At 43.5% G+C, this 17,123-nt stretch carries 18 protein-coding genes and 1 pseudogene; 6 read left to right on the top strand and 13 right to left on the bottom strand.

Annotation, left to right across the window (positions count from 1 at the left end):
• Window positions 1-193: 193 nt before the first annotated feature.
• A complete protein-coding gene (locus IC007_RS00855; RefSeq protein WP_054846778.1) occupies window positions 194-568 on the bottom strand; it encodes a HEPN domain-containing protein in 375 nt (124 codons plus the stop codon).
• Window positions 569-606: 38 nt separating this feature from the next.
• Between IC007_RS00855 and IC007_RS00850 the strand changes: the two genes are divergently transcribed.
• The 3 genes from IC007_RS00850 to IC007_RS00840 all read left to right on the top strand — a co-directional run bounded on the left by IC007_RS00850 (window position 607) and on the right by IC007_RS00840 (window position 1,840).
• Window positions 607-903, top strand: a complete 297-nt coding sequence (locus IC007_RS00850; protein ID WP_054846777.1) for a nucleotidyltransferase domain-containing protein — start codon at window positions 607-609, stop codon at window positions 901-903.
• A gap of 354 nt (window positions 904-1,257) precedes the next feature.
• On the top strand, window positions 1,258-1,638 hold the full coding sequence (locus IC007_RS00845; RefSeq protein WP_054846785.1) for a RidA family protein: 381 nt from the start codon (window positions 1,258-1,260) through the stop codon (window positions 1,636-1,638).
• 31 nt (window positions 1,639-1,669) lie between these two features.
• Window positions 1,670-1,840, top strand: a complete 171-nt coding sequence (locus IC007_RS00840) for a RidA family protein (RefSeq protein ID WP_149528889.1) — start codon at window positions 1,670-1,672, stop codon at window positions 1,838-1,840.
• On the opposite strand, the gene IC007_RS00835 is transcribed toward IC007_RS00840, so the two are convergent.
• From IC007_RS00835 to IC007_RS13595, 4 genes and pseudogenes are all read right to left on the bottom strand, one after another.
• On the bottom strand, window positions 1,837-2,019 hold the full coding sequence (locus tag IC007_RS00835; RefSeq protein ID WP_149528214.1) for a hypothetical protein: 183 nt from the start codon (window positions 2,017-2,019) through the stop codon (window positions 1,837-1,839). The two genes, IC007_RS00840 and IC007_RS00835, sit on opposite strands and share 4 nt — an antisense overlap.
• Before the next feature lie 384 nt (window positions 2,020-2,403).
• On the bottom strand, window positions 2,404-4,392 hold the full coding sequence (locus IC007_RS00830) for a protein kinase domain-containing protein (protein WP_054845458.1): 1,989 nt from the start codon (window positions 4,390-4,392) through the stop codon (window positions 2,404-2,406).
• A gap of 302 nt (window positions 4,393-4,694) precedes the next feature.
• Window positions 4,695-4,907, bottom strand: a complete 213-nt coding sequence (locus IC007_RS00825) for a hypothetical protein (RefSeq protein ID WP_054845457.1) — start codon at window positions 4,905-4,907, stop codon at window positions 4,695-4,697.
• 196 nt (window positions 4,908-5,103) lie between these two features.
• A pseudogene (locus IC007_RS13595) lies at window positions 5,104-6,244 on the bottom strand (RNA-guided endonuclease TnpB family protein).
• A gap of 389 nt (window positions 6,245-6,633) precedes the next feature.
• Between IC007_RS13595 and IC007_RS00810 the strand changes: the two are divergent.
• On the top strand, window positions 6,634-7,065 hold the full coding sequence (locus tag IC007_RS00810; RefSeq protein ID WP_054845455.1) for a p24 family protein: 432 nt from the start codon (window positions 6,634-6,636) through the stop codon (window positions 7,063-7,065).
• A gap of 46 nt (window positions 7,066-7,111) precedes the next feature.
• Complete coding sequence (locus tag IC007_RS00805; protein WP_054845454.1) at window positions 7,112-8,041, top strand: NAD-dependent epimerase/dehydratase family protein; 930 nt, start codon at window positions 7,112-7,114, stop codon at window positions 8,039-8,041.
• A 130-nt stretch (window positions 8,042-8,171) separates the two neighbouring features.
• On the opposite strand, the gene IC007_RS00800 is transcribed toward IC007_RS00805, so the two are convergent.
• Genes IC007_RS00800 through rtcA form a run of 3 tightly spaced genes read right to left on the bottom strand, consistent with a single transcriptional unit; the run spans window position 8,172 to window position 10,880 of the window.
• Window positions 8,172-9,191 carry a glycosyltransferase family A protein gene (locus IC007_RS00800; protein WP_054845453.1) on the bottom strand — a complete coding sequence of 340 codons (1,020 nt, stop codon included), beginning with the start codon at window positions 9,189-9,191 and terminating at the stop codon, window positions 8,172-8,174.
• A 45-nt stretch (window positions 9,192-9,236) separates the two neighbouring features.
• Window positions 9,237-9,815 (bottom strand): hypothetical protein, encoded by a 579-nt coding sequence (locus IC007_RS00795; protein ID WP_149528213.1) that lies wholly within the window; start codon window positions 9,813-9,815, stop codon window positions 9,237-9,239.
• A 51-nt stretch (window positions 9,816-9,866) separates the two neighbouring features.
• A complete protein-coding gene (gene rtcA, locus IC007_RS00790) occupies window positions 9,867-10,880 on the bottom strand; it encodes an RNA 3'-terminal phosphate cyclase (RefSeq protein ID WP_054845450.1) in 1,014 nt (337 codons plus the stop codon).
• Between the two features lie 13 nt (window positions 10,881-10,893).
• Here rtcA and IC007_RS00785 point away from each other — a divergent pair, with 13 nt between their 5' ends.
• Entirely contained in the window at window positions 10,894-11,325 is a 432-nt protein-coding gene (locus tag IC007_RS00785) for a hypothetical protein (RefSeq protein WP_054845449.1), read from the top strand.
• Here the strand turns inward: IC007_RS00785 and IC007_RS00780 are convergent.
• The 5 genes from IC007_RS00780 to IC007_RS00760 all read right to left on the bottom strand — a co-directional run bounded on the left by IC007_RS00780 (window position 11,293) and on the right by IC007_RS00760 (window position 17,119).
• The gene (locus IC007_RS00780; RefSeq protein ID WP_054845448.1) at window positions 11,293-12,360 is read right to left on the bottom strand and encodes a Y-family DNA polymerase; all 1,068 of its coding nucleotides are present in this window, start codon (window positions 12,358-12,360) and stop codon (window positions 11,293-11,295) included. The two genes, IC007_RS00785 and IC007_RS00780, sit on opposite strands and share 33 nt — an antisense overlap.
• Window positions 12,361-12,384: 24 nt before the next feature.
• Window positions 12,385-13,224 carry a PfkB family carbohydrate kinase gene (locus IC007_RS00775; protein WP_370685240.1) on the bottom strand — a complete coding sequence of 280 codons (840 nt, stop codon included), beginning with the start codon at window positions 13,222-13,224 and terminating at the stop codon, window positions 12,385-12,387.
• Window positions 13,225-13,707: 483 nt separating this feature from the next.
• The gene (locus IC007_RS00770) at window positions 13,708-15,075 is read right to left on the bottom strand and encodes an MFS transporter (RefSeq protein WP_149528212.1); all 1,368 of its coding nucleotides are present in this window, start codon (window positions 15,073-15,075) and stop codon (window positions 13,708-13,710) included.
• 245 nt (window positions 15,076-15,320) lie between these two features.
• A complete protein-coding gene (locus tag IC007_RS00765) occupies window positions 15,321-16,925 on the bottom strand; it encodes a sodium:solute symporter family protein (RefSeq protein ID WP_054845447.1) in 1,605 nt (534 codons plus the stop codon).
• Window positions 16,922-17,119: a DUF3311 domain-containing protein gene (locus IC007_RS00760; protein ID WP_054845446.1), complete on the bottom strand. Its 198-nt coding sequence runs from the start codon at window positions 17,117-17,119 to the stop codon at window positions 16,922-16,924. Before IC007_RS00760 ends, IC007_RS00765 begins: the two co-directional genes overlap by 4 nt.
• Window positions 17,120-17,123 lie beyond the last annotated feature (4 nt).

The following is a 17,123-nucleotide window of genomic DNA, read 5'->3' as shown; positions in this document are numbered from 1 at the left end:
TCTTTGTGTTTAAATAGTTAACTTTGAGGCTAAGCTGTAGAAACGTGACTATATTAAGGAAAATGGAGCAGTATCAAGATCGATTACGTCTTACAGAAATATTGAAAGCGTTATGGGGTGATGCTTCGCGTTATATTTTGTTCTGAAATAATATATAGTTTGAACAAAATATAGTAAGAAATAAAATATTTGTTCAAATGTTAAAATTCTTCTTTAGCCATTCAAGAATTTCCACGGCAGAACTCATACATTCTTCTGCTTTTCTTTTATTATATTCAGCAAATTGAGAATATCTAGACATTGTGTAGTGTGGAGTTAAAAAGTCGCAGTCACGCATAATATTTTCAGGAACTTTTACGGATAATTCGTTTCCTATCTTCTCCATTATTTCTCCAAGATCATGGGTGAAAGGAAAACTTCCCTTGTATTTAACCAGAATTCCTTTCAGCGCGAATTCTATACTCTGTTGGCTACTGAAACATACGTGCCAGAAATATCCGTCATTTAGGAGTTTCTTCCCTATTTCAAGAAGCTCCTCGCTCTTTTTAAACCAAAACTTTTCTACCACAATTCTTTTTAAAAAAGACACATTATAATTTAAACATAATGAGGTTTGAGGATTTCATTGACGAAATTATAAAGCATTACGACGGGAAAGTATCCATAGTCCTTTTTGGGTCTAGGGCCAGAGGCGATTTCTGGGAATCAAGTGATTACGACATTATGGTATTTGCAGATGAAGTGAAAGATAGCACGGAAGAGGCGGGTAAACTATATTCTATGAAGAGAGGTTTCTCAGCGGACATTTTAGTGCTGAGTGTTGATAAGTTAGAAGACCCGATAATAAAGAAAATGCTGGAACACAAGAAAGTGCTTTATGACGGGCTCAAGATATTCAAGTAGGTATCGAAAATTCTTTTTCCCATTAAGTAAATTATTTTAATATTTCTGAATCTTACTTTGATTGAAAATTGTTCCGTCACACTTAGAAGATCCTCTTTGCACTGAAGGAAAACATGCCTAACTAGAATATAGACACTTTATTTTATCTTTTCCAAATAGTTTGATAGATTTTTCAAAAAAGATTAACCACGACCTGCTCATCTTGATCTAGGGTTAAGGTCGTTCAGGAATTCTTTATGAAGAACCTCAACTCTAATTATCATAATCCAACAATAAGAACAAAAATCGCCCTGAAATATAGGCGTACACGAAATGATCAACAAAATTTAAATCATGGAGAATCATTACTCCACTATGAAAGAAATTATTTATAGTAATAAAGCACCAAAACCTATAGGTCCTTATTCACAAGCTGTCAAAGTAGGGGATTCGCTTTACGTCTCAGGTCAACTCCCCGTGGACCAAGAAGGGAAGATGCCCTCCACAGTGAAGGAACAAACCGAACAGTCCCTAAATAACGTCAAAGCAATATTAGAGGAAGCTGGCTACCTTATGTCTGATGTAGTGATGTCTTTAGTTTACATCACTGACATGTCCAAGTTCCCTGAGCTGAACGAGGTCTACTCAAAATATTTTCCGCCTGACGAGAAACCTCCAGCCAGAATAACAGTGGAAGTTAAGGGGTTGCCTAAAGGCGCTTTAGTAGAAATAGGTGTTATCGCTCAAAAGGCTTAAGAAAAAACTTTCTTCATTAGTTCTTCGAGGTATGGGCATTGCATATCGTAGAGGTCGTGGTTCCCGTTTCCCTGAGCTGAACGAGGTCTACTCAAAATATTTTCCGCCTGACGAGAAACCTCCAGCCAGAATAACAGTGGAAGTTAAGGGGTTGCCTAAAGGCGCTTTAGTAGAAATAGGTGTTATCGCTCAAAAGGCTTAAGAAAAAACTTTCTTCATTAGTTCTTCGAGGTATGGGCATTGCATATCGTAGAGGTCGTGGTTCCCGTGCAGTATGCACGAACCTGCTATAGGCTTGCCCTCTAACATTACTAGAGTTGCCTTGTCGTCTTCTACTATGCTGTATGCCGAGCCTTCGAACACTTTGATGTATTCCGCCATTCTAGATCACTTAATCTAATAAGTGTCTCTTTATCTCTTTTAAACTTTTCCACCAATGAGGGTCAAAAGGATGTAAAAATTTTGGGTTAAACAGTGAAATACATGCAAATGATGATGGGGAAATCAAAGGTAAGAAATTGAATACTTTAAGGAGGTTAGATAGAGAGCTCCTCAATTAATTCTTCCTCGTTCTTATATAGAACATTGTGGAAATCGATTGGACAAAGACATATGGAAAAATACATCAACCTTAAATTGACACGTCCCTAGCAGAAGCCTACCTAAGATGATTTTAATGCACTTTTACTTGCAACCTTTTTTGTAATTAGCTCAAGAAATATTTTTATATACAGTCATAGATAAAAATTACGGTTCCGCTTGAGGTTAAAAAACTGTCACACCGCTCCTCTGATTGCTCCATGGAACTTCTATTCCGTAGTCGTAGAGTAATATGGAGTCGAGAGATCTGACAGCTTCCTCCATGGTAGTCTCTCCACGAAGCCCGCTCAAGATAAGGTCGTGGAACTCATGGGGAACGTAGTCCAGACGAGGGGTGAGTTCGTAGAATTCCCTTAGTACTGTTTGCCTCTTGTTCCTGTCCTTAACCGCGTCCTCTATTTCGTTCTCAGCCCACTCGGAGAACGGGAAGTTGTTCGTCAACGCAACATAAAGCGATACTGTGAAAGAGTAAACATCGAATTGATAGTCCACGTTCATTCCGAACCTCTGCATCGGGTGGGCGTAATAAGGAGTGTAATGGACAGCAGGTACACCTACCTTCAGGGCTGAGCCCAAGTCGGAGAGCTTTGGGGTCACTTCAAACGACAAAAGGGCCCTCATAGCGTCCTCCCCCATCTTAGGGAGTTTCTTATTGAAGAGGATATTAGAAGGTTTAATGTCACAGTGGACATATCCTTCTTTATGAACGTCTATGACCCCCCTTCCGATCCTTGAGAACATCAGAGCTACCACTTGGGGCCACTTCACGGAGTGCCTAAGCGCGGAGTATTCCTCATTTACGAGGACTTCCCTGAGATCCCCCCCTTCCATGTAATCCATCACTATCGTGGGAGGGCTTGAGAAGTAGTCCGTCCAGTTCTCGTCCAGAAACGACGCGTATACCCTGACCAAGTTATCAGACCTCTTAGATATCTCCTGCATCTTAGCTACTTCATAGAGCATCTCCACGAACGTGTAGTCCTTCTTCATAACCTTCATAGCGAAAGACTTTCCGTTCTTCTCGGCCAGGAGCACGTATCCCATGCCCCCTGTTCCCAGAACGCCCTTGATTTCATAGCCATACATCACGTAGCCTGTCCACGAGGACGGATCGAATACCTCAGGAACGAAGAGTTTGTAAGGTTTGAATTTCCTGCAAGCATCTATTACTCCTTCTCTGCAAGCAAACATGAATTCCCTTTCCGCCATGGAGCCGGCGTTCAACCCTTCTAAAGCGAGCCCTTTTACGTAGGCCGACCCAGCGTTCCTCTTTATTTTCTCTGCTCTCTCGATCACCTCCAACGCCTTCCTGTAATCTCCTAACTGAATGTATGACCAAGCAAGCATAAGGAGGTTGTGAAAGGTGGGTTTCTTCCTACTGGCCTCCTCGAAGTTGTCCTTTGCGGCAGAGAAGTCCCTCTTGTCAAAGAAGTACCAGCCCATGGATAATGAAGGGGCGTCGTAGGTTGGGAGCACGTTCATTGCCTCCTGGAGGAACTTGACGTTTTTTGTGGAGTAGAAATTGTCAATCAGTGAGTTGGCCTTCCCCCTGAGTCTAGCCTCAAGTTCCCTGTATTTCTCCTCAGAGAAGAAGGAGTATATCTTCAGTGCCTCCAACTCTTCTCCTGTCTTCTCCATGCAGGGTGCAACTATCATGGATATCTCGGGGTCTGTGATCTTCAACTCCCTGTAGGATTTAACTACCTTCTCGCACTCTCCAGACGAAGCCAGAGTGGAGAAGGCTTCCCTCAGAAGGTCCTGATCCTTGTATAGCCTTATTACGTATTCAGCTACCTTAGGATCTTTCGCAGCGCTCATGACTGAGGACTTAGACCCCCTGAGGACTGGAACTCCGTATATCAATTGATAAGGTGCGTTCAGGGTAGGAGAGTCCAGTTTACCTGAATACAAGTAAACTGCGTCGTTAGACTCAAATATGAAACCCAGTTCTGGAGCGAAAGCTGACAATCTGACATCTACTACCTCATTTGATGGGACGAGTACTGGTATAGAAGTTAATTTTACCTTTCCTCCTTCTACCGACACCACATAGCCTACAACGTTCCCTTTGACCTTTATTTTACCGTCGTATCTGATTACCTTACCATTCTCAAAGAAGTACTTGTTACCGTCCTTGAAGACAACGAACTGCACGATTGAGTATTACCCCCGTGACGCTATTAAATAGAGGAGACACATAATACTCACAAACTAATCTATTACACAGAACGACGCAGCAAGCCATTAGTACTTCATGTATGATTTGGAAAGATTTTTATAAAGAGACTTCTTCTCTAGGAGGTAATCAAGCACTAGATGATTTTAAGAACAATTACAAAAAGATCATAATGAGTGAAACTAGAATTGCGTTTTATTGAAATGTCTATTCCTTAAGCCAGATAGATTTGGTAGTATTTCTGTTTTTCCTGTATTTTTATATTTAGTAGCATGTTTACTCACCAATTACATTGCCTACCGTAAGGGTCTATCACTACCCAAAAGGAATTCTGGACGTCTCTAGGAGAAGATACTATGTAGTCTGCTATCATCAATCCCCACTTCAGAACGCTTCGTATTGCAACGTCCCTACCTAGTTTCAGTTCATTTTCCAGTTTCTTAGAGACTATCTTGTTCTTCTTATCCCTTATACTCTTTCCTAATAGTTCCAATTATCTCATCTTTTATATTTTTATTAAGTTTGTTAACAAATTCTCCATCATTATAAAATATTCTGGGATAACCAATCCCCTTGATTATCTCACCTATTTGCTTAACTTGAGGGCTGGGGTCTATCAAGGCGAAGTCCGATTTAGTAAGAAATACTAGAAAAGACTGAATTCCTCCCCGCCATGGCGGGGGTTCCCCTCATCGGTTCGGGTTTACATCCCTCATTTGAGGGGCAGTCGAGAGGGTCAGAGAACCCCTCCTGTTGAGGTTCATGATCACAATAACGTCACGGTCGTTCTCGTAACCGCAAGACGGACAACGGAAAAATACCTATGAGCGATCTCCTCCATCTTTCTACCACACTTAGGACAAGAAACGGAAGAATAACTGGGATTCACGAATTCTACGACCATGCCACGCTTCTTAGCTTGCCAAGAAATCCGGTACTGCAAAAGACTGTACTGCATCAAATACAGTTTATCACGGTGCTCTTTAGGTAGTTTGCCCACGTTCTTGATGAGGTTCTTCAGACTCTCCAACTTAATAACATTAGCACCAAAATCTCTAGCAATCTCAACAACCCACTTCCCGACTTTTCTAGCGAAGTCCTCCACAACCCTCTTATCTTTTAGATGAAAAGAACGAATCCTGTACAGATCCTCTTATTCTCTCTCCACCTCCTTGGGTATTTCTTCTGCAATCTCTCAGCTAATGATTTCCAGTGGTGAACCTCTTCGAGAGGAGTTTGAATCCTAACGTAGTGCTTGTCATCCTTTCCTACAACTACCTCGTTCATGTTTATGTCTACAGCAATACTAGAGTTCGGGTCTATCTTCTTCTCGTCTTTCTCAAAAACGACCTTGAGGAAAGCCTTCCCATCCTTGATCACTAGCCTAGCCTCCTTCCTCATCCAGCTAGTATACTCCTTAAGGTTTCTAGGATAACCCAGTGGTAGTTCACCAACACTTGCTATAACTACCATTCTCTCTAAGTCCACATTATAACTTGCCTTTGGTGTTAGCCATACCAGGTCTGTACACTCTTGGGAAACGTCCTCTTCTAGGATTATTGTACCAACCCTTGTACACTGAGAGGGCGTCCCTATAACAGTCCTCAGCAACCTTTGATGGTAGGTCGTATTCCTCTCTTAACCTCGTGTATAACTCCTCGTGGACTTTTCCTAACACTCCCTTCTCTTCCGGATTTCTCACGTTCTCCTCAACCAAAATAACGAAAAACGGAGTGCTTTCACGTAGTCGTTCACGAGGGCTAGGAGGGAATCGGATAGGGCGATCTTCATAGAAACAGCAGCTCTGATCGCTTTAATCCTCCTAGCCATTAAAAGAATTTCGAAAAAAAGAAGTATTTAAACAAAGGGAGCTATCCATCCCCTCCCTGACGGGAAGGGGTCTTCCGCCCCCTCAACCCCCGTTAAGATAAAGTTTCCTCATTCTTTCAGGTTTAGGAAGGCTTTCAAAAAGTCAATATCGTATCTCTCTAGATAGCTTTATGTGCATATCTTTGTTGTACTTAATAGATAAATATTAGTTTTCATTACATTTTGATTTATTACTCTATGACATTCTAATCATCGATTAACTCAGACAGAAATTCAAGTCATTAAACTTACATCATTTCTAGAATCCTGAACGCATGAGTTTCCCTATACCTAGATAAATTTAGATACTGTCGAGCAAACTTAAAAGCGATTGAACTAGCACTTAGCTAATGAGAGAAGGTAAGGGACTTATAGGTAAAGTAATAGGCTTGATAATTCTCCTTATAGTTATCGCAGCAGTTCTCTTCGTCGTTCCTATACCACACACCGAATCCCGTGAGATCTCCGCTTCAATACCTCCACTACATCAGTTAGACTTCTATTGCAAGATACCTAAAGGGTCTCAGGTCCAGATAAACCTCCAAGTTTCAGGAGGGGCAGGGACTATATTCTTTAACATAGTTTCTCCGAACGGTTCCGTAACGAGGATAGCAGTATTGAACTCAATGTCCTATAACTTCAAGGCAATATCTGGAGGGAATTACACGTTTGAAATTAACAACGTAATTGCAATAGCTACAAAGAACGTTACGGGTAGCCTCACAATTCACGAAGACACGCCCCTTCTCAGCTACAGCCAAATCAAGGACATTAAACTGTAAGAATTTTTACCCTCTTTTTTAAATCTTGAAAATAATTTTGATAATCATGAGATATCTTCTAGTAGGTCACGGTTTCATTTCTACTCATGTTGCAGAATACCTCTTTCAGAGACATGAGGTAAAGATAACGTACAGAAACATGAACCCCGTGAAGGAGGCATATGCTAAGGTTCTCTCAGGGAGAGCAGAGTTAATCAGGGTAAGCCCAGAAGAGGAGGAGTTCAAGAAACTGGTAGACTGGAGCGACGTCGTAGTAAGTTTCGTTGGAGAAATTGCGGGAGATGAAAATAAGCTAAGGAAGGCAAACGTGGAAGTGCCCTCCGCGATAGCTAAGATGGTTAAGGGAAAACCCATGGTTCACCTCACAGGGATGCTCGGATACACTGGAGTGAACGTCAAGCCCGAGTTACCTCACTTGAAAGACCTGCACCCAGATACGCCCTTCGAGAGGAGCAAGGCTGAAGCCGAGAGAGTTCTCATGAAAATATCGAGAGAGCAAGGTTTCCCGTTAATTCTGATAAGGCCTACCTTGGTTTACGGCAAGTATGGAGCCCACGTACAGTTCGTAACCATCTACAAAATGTCTAAGAGAGGCATAATCCCTTCCTTACCGTTCTCGTTCAACGCCGTAAGCGCAACGGACTTAGCTAAAGTGATAGAGTACTTTGTAGAGAGGAAGGAAACCACTTATTTTTACGCTACTGAGTGCGATCCAGTCAACGTAACGCGCTTCTTTGAGCTAATGAGGGAAGGACTGGGGAAGAGAGGCGGGCTGAGGGTTCCAGTACCAGAGGGACTAGCTAAGGCTGTCCTCCCCTCATACGTCAGATCTCTATTGAAATACACTAAGTCTACCTTTGACTGTTCAGCTTGCAAGGAGGTGATAAATGAGCTGAGTTTCAGGGAAGATGAGATCAGAAAGAACGCAGTTTTTCTCATGGAGCTCGAGAAACAAGGTAAACTGATCCCGACTTAACGGTTCAAAAGTGTCGTAAAGGCGAAGAGATTCTTTTTAAATCAATTTTTGAAATATCTATCTACAGTATCTTTCAATGATATGAAGATCCTGAGGTGGTCTTAGCTTAAAAGGCCTTTCCTTAAAAATATCACGTAATAGAATATTTTCTGTAAAGTTTTTCCAGTCCTAAGGAAAGTTCTTCTCTCACTTTAGAAGGAGAATATTTCTTAGAAATGGACTCATCTGCTAAGGAAACTCCCAGCATAGACGCTTCTCTCTTAACTTGGTCACGACCTAGAGAGAGAAGAGACTTTAGTAACCATAACCTCCTTGGTTTAAACCCCTCTAAGAAGGCCCCGTAGGGGAAAAGGAAGTGCTCCGTGACAAGGGCTATCCTCCCCTTCATAGTGCTGGGAGTTGATAAAGATTCACCAGGGGTGCCAAACTCCTCTCTGTCCAACTCAGTCGTCCAACCCCCGTCAATTTCAGCAGTGAAGAATCCCTTCTTTATTGCGTGAAGTGATATTAAGTCTTCACTGTGGAACCCCCTCAAGGAATAACTAGGAACCCTGAAGTCTTTATATACCGACCTCTTGAATGAGCTATTCTCATATGACAGGGTAATGGTCTTCATTAAACCTCCTCTAGGAGGAGACATGTTATTGTTTCTATCAGTTGGTAATCCAAATATTGTCAGATAGCCATTGTACTCATGAAATTCCTTAGAATATTCAGTGTAAATTACCTTTTTAGCGACTTGCTTTAACGTGCTACTTCTGACCCTCATGCTTGCATCCGAAGCCTTCCTCTTCACCCTACCCCTGAGAGCACCAGCGTCAGGATATTTCTCGTGAAAATTCAAATGGTCTTTAATCCAGTCTACTTGAGGAACTTCATCGTCGTCTGTTGTAAGGAGTAAGTCAGCGTCTGACTTTTCAAATATAATATTCATAGCTTCGTCTATTTTCCCCTTATCCTGTTCAACTACGCGAATATCTAGCTTCTCTGAAAAAGGTCTTATCGCCTCCAACGTTCTATCTTCAGGAGTAGGCTTGTAAACTACGAGAACGCTAAAGTCCTTGTAGCTCTGCTCTATCAGTCCCTTCAAAGTGTAAATTATTGTCTTTCCGTCATTACAGCAAGTTGGTATAGCAACTTCTATATGCATTCAAGTAAATAGAGAGATATGTTGTTTTAAAACTGATGGAAAATTTTACGATGAGTTCGTAAGGCGAAATCTGAGTCTAGGCGAAATGAGCTCTACAAGAGGCTTCCATTTGTCCTGCCTCACGTTCTGTATTGCGCCTTGAGTGGATATCGTGAATCCCTTGGCTTTCATCTCTGAGAAAGTTACGCAATTCAGGAGCAGGAAGTCTATTTCTCTCTTCAGATACAGCTTTCCTTTCCTCACTTTTTCGTGAAAAGTCTCTTTTGCATTTATTTTGTTTACGTCGCCGAACCACCACATTTCCCCAAACTTTATCCTTAGAGGCCTCAAATTGGGCGGTTCAAATCCCGTGTCTTTATCCTCACCTACGAACTTGCTAGAGATGATCCCGACGCCTATTATTCCTGTAGGGGTATCATAATCTCCTAAGTGTTCGGTCTTCATCGAATGAAATATGAAAACGTCACCTTCATCGATGTTTTCCCATTCCTTCCTCAACCTATCCTTATCTCTAAAGCCCCACTCCATGTCCACTAAAGCCTTCAACCAGTCCTCAGGAGGTCCGGTAAGCTTCCTGAAACCTCGACTCAACATTCTTTCAATTAGTTCTTCTTTTTCAACCACTCTTAAAAAAGTGAGTTAGAGATTTAAGAGTTTTCCCCAGAAATGCAGTTCTCAATTAATTCCCGAGACCAGAGGTCTTCTCACTTTCACCGTGAAGGGGGAAACTCCGTTGATTTCTAGGTCAACTCCGAACATCTTTATGACTTGAGCGTTAGTCTTTGCGTGACACGTGAGAGAGCTACCCTTATATTCTCCGCCGAAAAGAGAAGCGTAAACCATCAGCATGTCTCCCATAAAAGAGTCAACTGCACCTCCCGTCCTGTAGTCACTCAACACATGGGAAGCAGCCTCCTTCCCTACTTCCTCGGCTCTTTTGCCTATAGCACCTAGAGAGTCCGCTCCAATCACGCTCTCACCCTCTAGGTAGACCAGTGTAGCAGTACCCTTACCCGTCCCTTTCTCCTCCTTGATTTTGACCTCTACAGGGAAGTTGGAGAGCTCTTCAGACGCAGCTTTAGCCTCCCTCTTAGCTATTTCAACTGGGAGCCATGTCACATGAGACATGACCACGACTTTCTTCACGTCTCCCATGCGGAGGATGGAGAACTCTCCTCCACCTCTGAAGTCCGACGCGATCACCTCTCCTCCTCCGCGCGGGTAGTATCCTCTCCTCACTACGCCTATTTCCCCCTTGATCCCGACTCTCTCCATAATGCCCATGAAGACGCAAGACATGTAATCAGAGGTGGGAGACTTAGGAACGTCCGTCCCACCCTTGATCGTGACCGTGATTTTCCTCCCTATCATGAGGGGTATCAAGCTTTGAAGGATAAGCGTAGCGCTACCAGCAGTTCCCACGTCTATCACTAACTTAAGAGGCTCTTTAATTCTGCTGGGACGAAACTCCAAGGTCCGTGAACCCAGTACATTCCCCTTCACTGACGCGTCACAGACCGAAGCTACAGCGTTAACTGCTGAGAGGTGACTCCTCTGTAGACCCGGCTTCGGTCTGTTTCCCCTAATGTTATTCAGCCTGAACGGAGTTCCCGTCAATGCAGAGAACGTCAGCAATGTCCTCAAGATCTGACCTCCACCCTCGCCGAAAGACCCATCTACTTCTATCAAGGTAATTTCACATATGTTAGTGAAAATACCTTCAATATCAAGTTACTTAGGTGAGGAAGAGGACGCTGTGATCCCAATCTCTGTGAAAGGCTATTATGTTCTCACCGTAAATTTCTGGGAGGACGTCCCGAACGGCAGGAAAGCCAGGTTCGTTGTGGTGAGGGACAACTTCGGGATCTTACATGTGGGGAAGTCTTTCCTAGTAAAGGGAAAGAAGACCGTCGTTCAGGCAGAAGGAGTGAAAGAAGCATGGGACGTGATCTCCAGAAGGGTGAAAATTGAGAGACCTCTGACTACAAACAGAGTTCCCTTGCTATACGACATAGAGCTCACCGACGAGACACAATCGAGGGGAATTAGAGGGTTCATCAACTACGTGAAGAAATACGGGATGCCTAATGTAGACGGGATATCAGTCGATTTTGAAGTCAAAGAACTGGTCTAGGGAGCCGTCCACCCTCTTCAATTTACCCAGAGTGGCTCCTACCCTCCTCACCTTCCTTTTGTCCTCCTTAAGTATGGTAAGTAAAAGGTCATAGCACACCTTGTAAGCTTCTTCCTTGTTTATTGGGTGTCTGAAAGTCCTGCTCCTACTGACTATGTCTATATCCTCCATGATCGCTACAACGTGTATCTCCATCGGGAGGGAACCCTGAGCCTTGGCGAAAGTCTCGTCTATAGCCCTATAAAGAAACGGTTTTATCTCCTCCGGGTCACGGGTATTCCTCTTCAATGTAACGTACCTACCTTGGTGTTTCCTATGCCTAGGAGTTACGGGGTCGTTATATGTACCGTTAGCCAAGCTGATCAGATATTCAGCCTTAGCTTGACCCACGGCTCTCCTCAGCGAAGCTTCGTGTTCAAGGACGTCGGAGAGCTTGATCACTCCGATCCCCTTCAGCTTCTCCTCCAACACCGGTCCTATCCCCGGTATATCACCCACTTTCACGTTCGTCCTCAAGTCTTCTTCCTGCTTCTCGTCTAGGACTACTAACCCGTCTGGCTTTCCCATCTCACACGCAACCTTAGCAAAGACCTTATTTGTGGCTACACCTACACTGACCTTCAACTTCTCCTTCTCGAATATCTTCCTCTTTATTTCTCGAGCCATAGAGAGAGACTCTTCCACGTCTTTCTCCCCTATGTCCACGTAGGCTTCATCTATACTAGCTACCTCTATCGTACCCACGGTGGAGAGGTATTCCATTATCCTATCCGATATAGTCTTGTATAGCTCCTTCCTCATGGGTAACAGGACTACCTCGTTACTGATCTTCTTCGCTTTCACTATTGGGATTCCGGCTTTAATCCCTAGCCTCCTAGCCTCGTAGTTTGAAGTAGCGACAGCACCGCTGTCCTCTGTCCTACCTGAGAAAACACATACTGCGACTGGCTTGCCCCTAAGGGATGGGTTGAGAACCTCTTCTACCTGAGCGTAAAAGTAGTCGAAGTCTACGAAGAGGACTCTATTCCTTTTCAAGACCCACCATCCTGAGGGCAGGAATTACCTACAATTAACTTTAGGTTTCTTCTTACTTAAAAACGAGACTACTTCATCATACGTTGGAGACGACGTCCCTCCCAGTTTAGTTACCTTAATACCGGAGGCTACAGAGGCGAACTGAAGGACGTCTTCTATGTTCCACTCCTCAGCCAAACCGAAGTTGAAAGCCGCGTCGAAGACGTCCCCTGCTCCAGTGGTGTCTACGGCGTTAACTTCAATAGCTTCCACGGAACACTCCTCAACCTCAGAGACCACCGTAGCTCCTTCTTTCCCTTTCTTTATCACGGTGTACTTAGTCTTCACTAAGTCCATGTTAACCGATTCAGCCTCTCTCTTGTTCAGGAACAACACGTCTACTTGGACAGGCTCTTTAATTTCCCTAACAGCGGGACCTGGGTCGTAAGACGTAACCTTGGAATAAGGGTCTCTGAGGACTAGGGAAGGGGGAATGGAGGCGAAATGAACCACATCGAAAAGGCCTACGAAACGACCTATCTCCTCTCTAGACATTGGGGGGATAGAGTTCTTCTTTCGGACTATACTGATAGATCCATCATTCCTTAAGAAAACCAAGGTTGGACTCTGAGGAGCTGAGTCTTCCTGGACGTAGTCCAGTCCTACTCCCTGTTCTGCAAGGGACGTCATAACTCCTTTCACTGCGTGCCCGGAACCTACCTTACTCAGCAACTTCACTGAGTGGCCAAACTTGGCAATTGCTACAGAATAGTTCGTGGCAGCCCCGCCTGGGAGTATCTGGATGTCCTCAGCGAAGACTGGTTCGTCAGGCTGGGGAAACTTCTCCAAACCTCGAATTATAACGTCGACGTTAAGCTTGCCCACAGCCAAGTGAATACTCCTATAATCAGACAGCCGCCACATCTTCACAATTAAGTCCCAAAGGTCGTCATCATCCAGAAATAAAAACTCAATGTTTTTATGTAAGATAGAATTTTTAAGATTATTCATGTTAGCTTTAGGATCTAATTGCTTTGAGGAGAAAGAAATTTCGAACATAAGGTCGGAACAATATAAGGAGGTTTAAAAAATAGTGTATCTCCTCCCTGGCCAAAAGAAATGTTATCATATTTAAGCCTCATGAAATCTCTGCACTAGCCTTTGGAATATAGTTAGAATTATCATGAGACTTTCCTCTAGAATTTCCTTTATAACACTTTAACGAGAGACATAACGATCTTTTAAACTCTAATTCGTCGGAGTAGAGATTTTACCTTTCTCCCATATCAATGACCTTCGTATTAGCTTAGGGAAAAAGTATTTTCCTTTTTATTTATTTATTTTTTTTAAAAAAAAGAAAGTCTCTTTTTAAGAAGATACTTGCTCGAGAGCTATCTTTGATGCCTTGGGTCCTAGCAAAGCTAGCACTCCAGCTATCAGCCCTGTGATCCCTATGAACGTGAAACCGAACTGGAAACTATATAAACTTACTAGAACGGGCAGGAACAGTGCACCTACAGCTCCTCCTATGTGACCTAGACCGTCTGTGAGAGCAAAACCGGAAGTCCTTGCCCTTGTAGGGTAGTTCTCAGCAGTGTAGGTATAAGCTACCTGCAAGTACATTCCCAGAGCTAATGATGCTAGGAATGAACCTACATATATCAGTGAAGGAATCCTGGTGGAGAAGGACAGCATTCCTATCAACCAAACCACAGTGTCAGCGAAGATCAGGTATTTCCTTTCGAACTTATCAGCTGTGAGAGCCATGACTACAGCACCTACAGGGTATCCAACAGCTCCAACCGCAAGGTATCCTATTGAACTAGAAATTGATATCCCGCTCGCAGACAAAAGGGTTGTAGCGTCACCGAGAAATCCATAGTTTCCTATATACCAGAAGAACCACATCACAACCAGGAGAGCGAATCTGTATACGTAAGGCTTCTTGAAAACGTAAGACGTAGGGAACTTCTTCTCGCCTATTTTGACATCTACAATCGAAGGCTTAGCCAGCTCTCCTACCTTGTCTCTTACAGTATTTTCCATTCTTGTAATTATCTCCTCTGCTTTCTTAAGATCTCCAGCTCTCGATATGAGCCACCTTGGAGACTCCGGTAGTTCAAACCTCAGGGCTAGCGCTACCACCGCAATTATTCCGCCTATTGCAAAGAGATACCTCCAGCCGTCATAGTATACTGGAACAAGAGCTAAGGCCACGAAAGGAGTCACAGCTTGACCTAGTATACCTAGCAGGAAGGAGTAAACAGTGATTTTTCCCCTTATGTTGGGAGGAGACAGCTCGCTTAGGTAGGTTGAAACCAAGTTAAGGTCTGCTCCAAGGCCTAAACCGGTAATAAACCTGAACAGTGCAAGTTCAGGTACATTGAAGGATAAAGCATCTCCGAAAGAGCCTAGAGCAGTTAATGCCATGGTCAATATCATTGCTCTAAATCTCCCGTAATAGTCCGAGACAGTCCCTATCAAGTAAGAACCTATTGCGTAACCTATCAAACCCACAGACAAAGCTATGAAAAGGGAAAGCGACTGTCCTAAGTTGAACTGCTGATCGATAGCAGGCATCGCGAAGCCTATGTCGGCTATATCGTAAAAAGTGAAGAAATAGCCCACGCCTATTATGAGAATGAAGGAGGTAGGTAAGGGCCATACTCCCAGCCTATTAAGGCGGGCTATGAGTTCCTTTGCCTTGTCTTCCTCGTTTCCGCTTTTTTTGTCCATAAAGGAATATCGTTTCATTCATTTAAATTTGAAATTACTCCTTTCAATTTCTTCTTGAACCTAATTAAGGATTATATGAAAAGACATGGGAAATATTTTGGAAATACGAAAGTCTCTTAGGTATAAGTACAACTTGGTCAATCTTAATGGTGATGTGTTACTAATAATTATAATGTACGTATTTAAATATCTCATAATAGAATTCCTTTTATTAAAAAGAAAAGGAAAAAGGATAAATTAGTCTTTTAACTCTTCTCTTCTGCTGGTAACTCCTTCTCCAACTCTGTCTCTCTAGGTTTCCAGCCCAGCCCCATTGCTACGGCTGATCCTATTAACGTGATTGCTAGGTTTATAGCTAAAGCTATCAGCGAAATGTATATCAGTCCTAGCGGGGTAGCAAACAAGCTGGTTTTCAGACTGGAGAAGTGGTTTGCGTAGAGAGTTAAACCAAGCCCTGAGGCCATCCCAGCAACCCATCCTAGTATAGTGGAGTTCTTTTCGAGTCTATTCGTGAAGAGGCCGAGGAAGACTGCCGGAAGAGTTTGCGAGATAAAAATTCCACCAAGTAACTGTAGCTGTATCGCGTACGTAGCAGGGACTGCGAATACGAATCCTAAGGCCAGGAACTTGAATATAGTGGAGATCCATTTCGCTACCCTTGCTTCCGTTAACGGAGACATATGCTTGAACTCTCCCACCACGTTTCTTGTGACTAGGTTAGCCACTGCTATTGCCATGACAGATGCAGGGACCAAGCCCCCTATGAAGATACCCAATAAGGCTATTCCTACGAACCAGTCGGGCATGGTGTAAGATATCAAGGCAGGTACAGTGAGGGCCCCGTTGTGGCTAGTGTAAATTAAATGTATGGCTCCAGGTACGGCGTAGATGAGTAGACCGAACAAAGTTATGAGAGCTAAACCTATCCCGTAGATTGGTAAGAGCGCAGTACCTATCTTCAGCTTTCTAGTGTCCTGCGCGCTTAAGGAACCGTTTATCGCGTGAGGATAGAGATAAAGGGCGAAAGCGCTTCCTATAGCTAGGGAGAAGTATGCCGAGATCAAGTCCTTTGAGGGTATAAGGTATCCGTATTCTATTGGTTTGGAACTCCCAGAGAGAGCATGGTTTATCATGACGGATGTTATAGGGCCTGAAGCTGCATTGTGAAGTGCTGCAGAGAAGCCGCCTAGGGAGTACGCTATGTAAACGACTGGGACTATAACTGAAACCCAGATCAGAATATCCTTGAATACTCCAGTCAGTACTGCACCTCTGAGACCGCTTGCGAAAGTGAAAGCTGCTAGGACTAAGAAAGAGATAAGTAGGGAAAGTTCTATCACTGTCTCTGTCGGCGGCTTTCCAGTTAACCCTATGAAAAGCATCTCCAGGACAGCCTCCATACCCACTATCTGAAGAGCTACGTAAGGTAGCTCAGCCACTGCCCCAGTTAATGCAACCAAGATAGACAAAGTCCTGCTCCCGAACCTTTCCTTCACGAAGTCTGAAGCTGTTACGAAACCTCTCTTCCTAGCGTAATCGTTCAACTTAGGCATGGTTAGCAGGGCAACCGCGAAACCCCATGCAACGTAAGGCACTGCGAAGAAGTAGAGGGATCCGTTCACTAGATACCCTGACGGTACTGCTATGAAAGTATACGCCGTGAACAGATCCGCTCCCATCAGGAACCATACGAAGAAGAATCCTAGCTTCCTCCCCGCCAATGCCCACTCTCCTAGCTTGTTCAAGTCACCTTTTCTCCATCTAGAACCATAAAATCCCAAGAAAGAAAATAAAGCGAATAGGGCTATGAAAACTCCTAGAGTTACGTCATCTATGTGAGGAGATATCATTTCTTATCACCTGCCAAAGAAGGTATTAGGAAGAGTATTGATGAGACTACCAACATTATTGTTTGGTAAGTGTAGAAGAACGGTAGTCCGCCTATGGCCGGACTGACTTTATCGAAGACTGGTAAAACCGCATAGAGAATTATATCTATGATGAACATGACAAGAATTCCGACATAATATTTATTTCCAGACATGCTC

The sequence above is a fragment of the Sulfuracidifex tepidarius genome, assembly GCF_008326425.1.
GTDB lineage: Archaea > Thermoproteota > Thermoprotei_A > Sulfolobales > Sulfolobaceae > Sulfuracidifex > Sulfuracidifex tepidarius.
The sequence above is the reverse complement of the archived record's forward strand: the minus strand, read 5'-3'. Positions and strand labels throughout refer to the sequence as shown.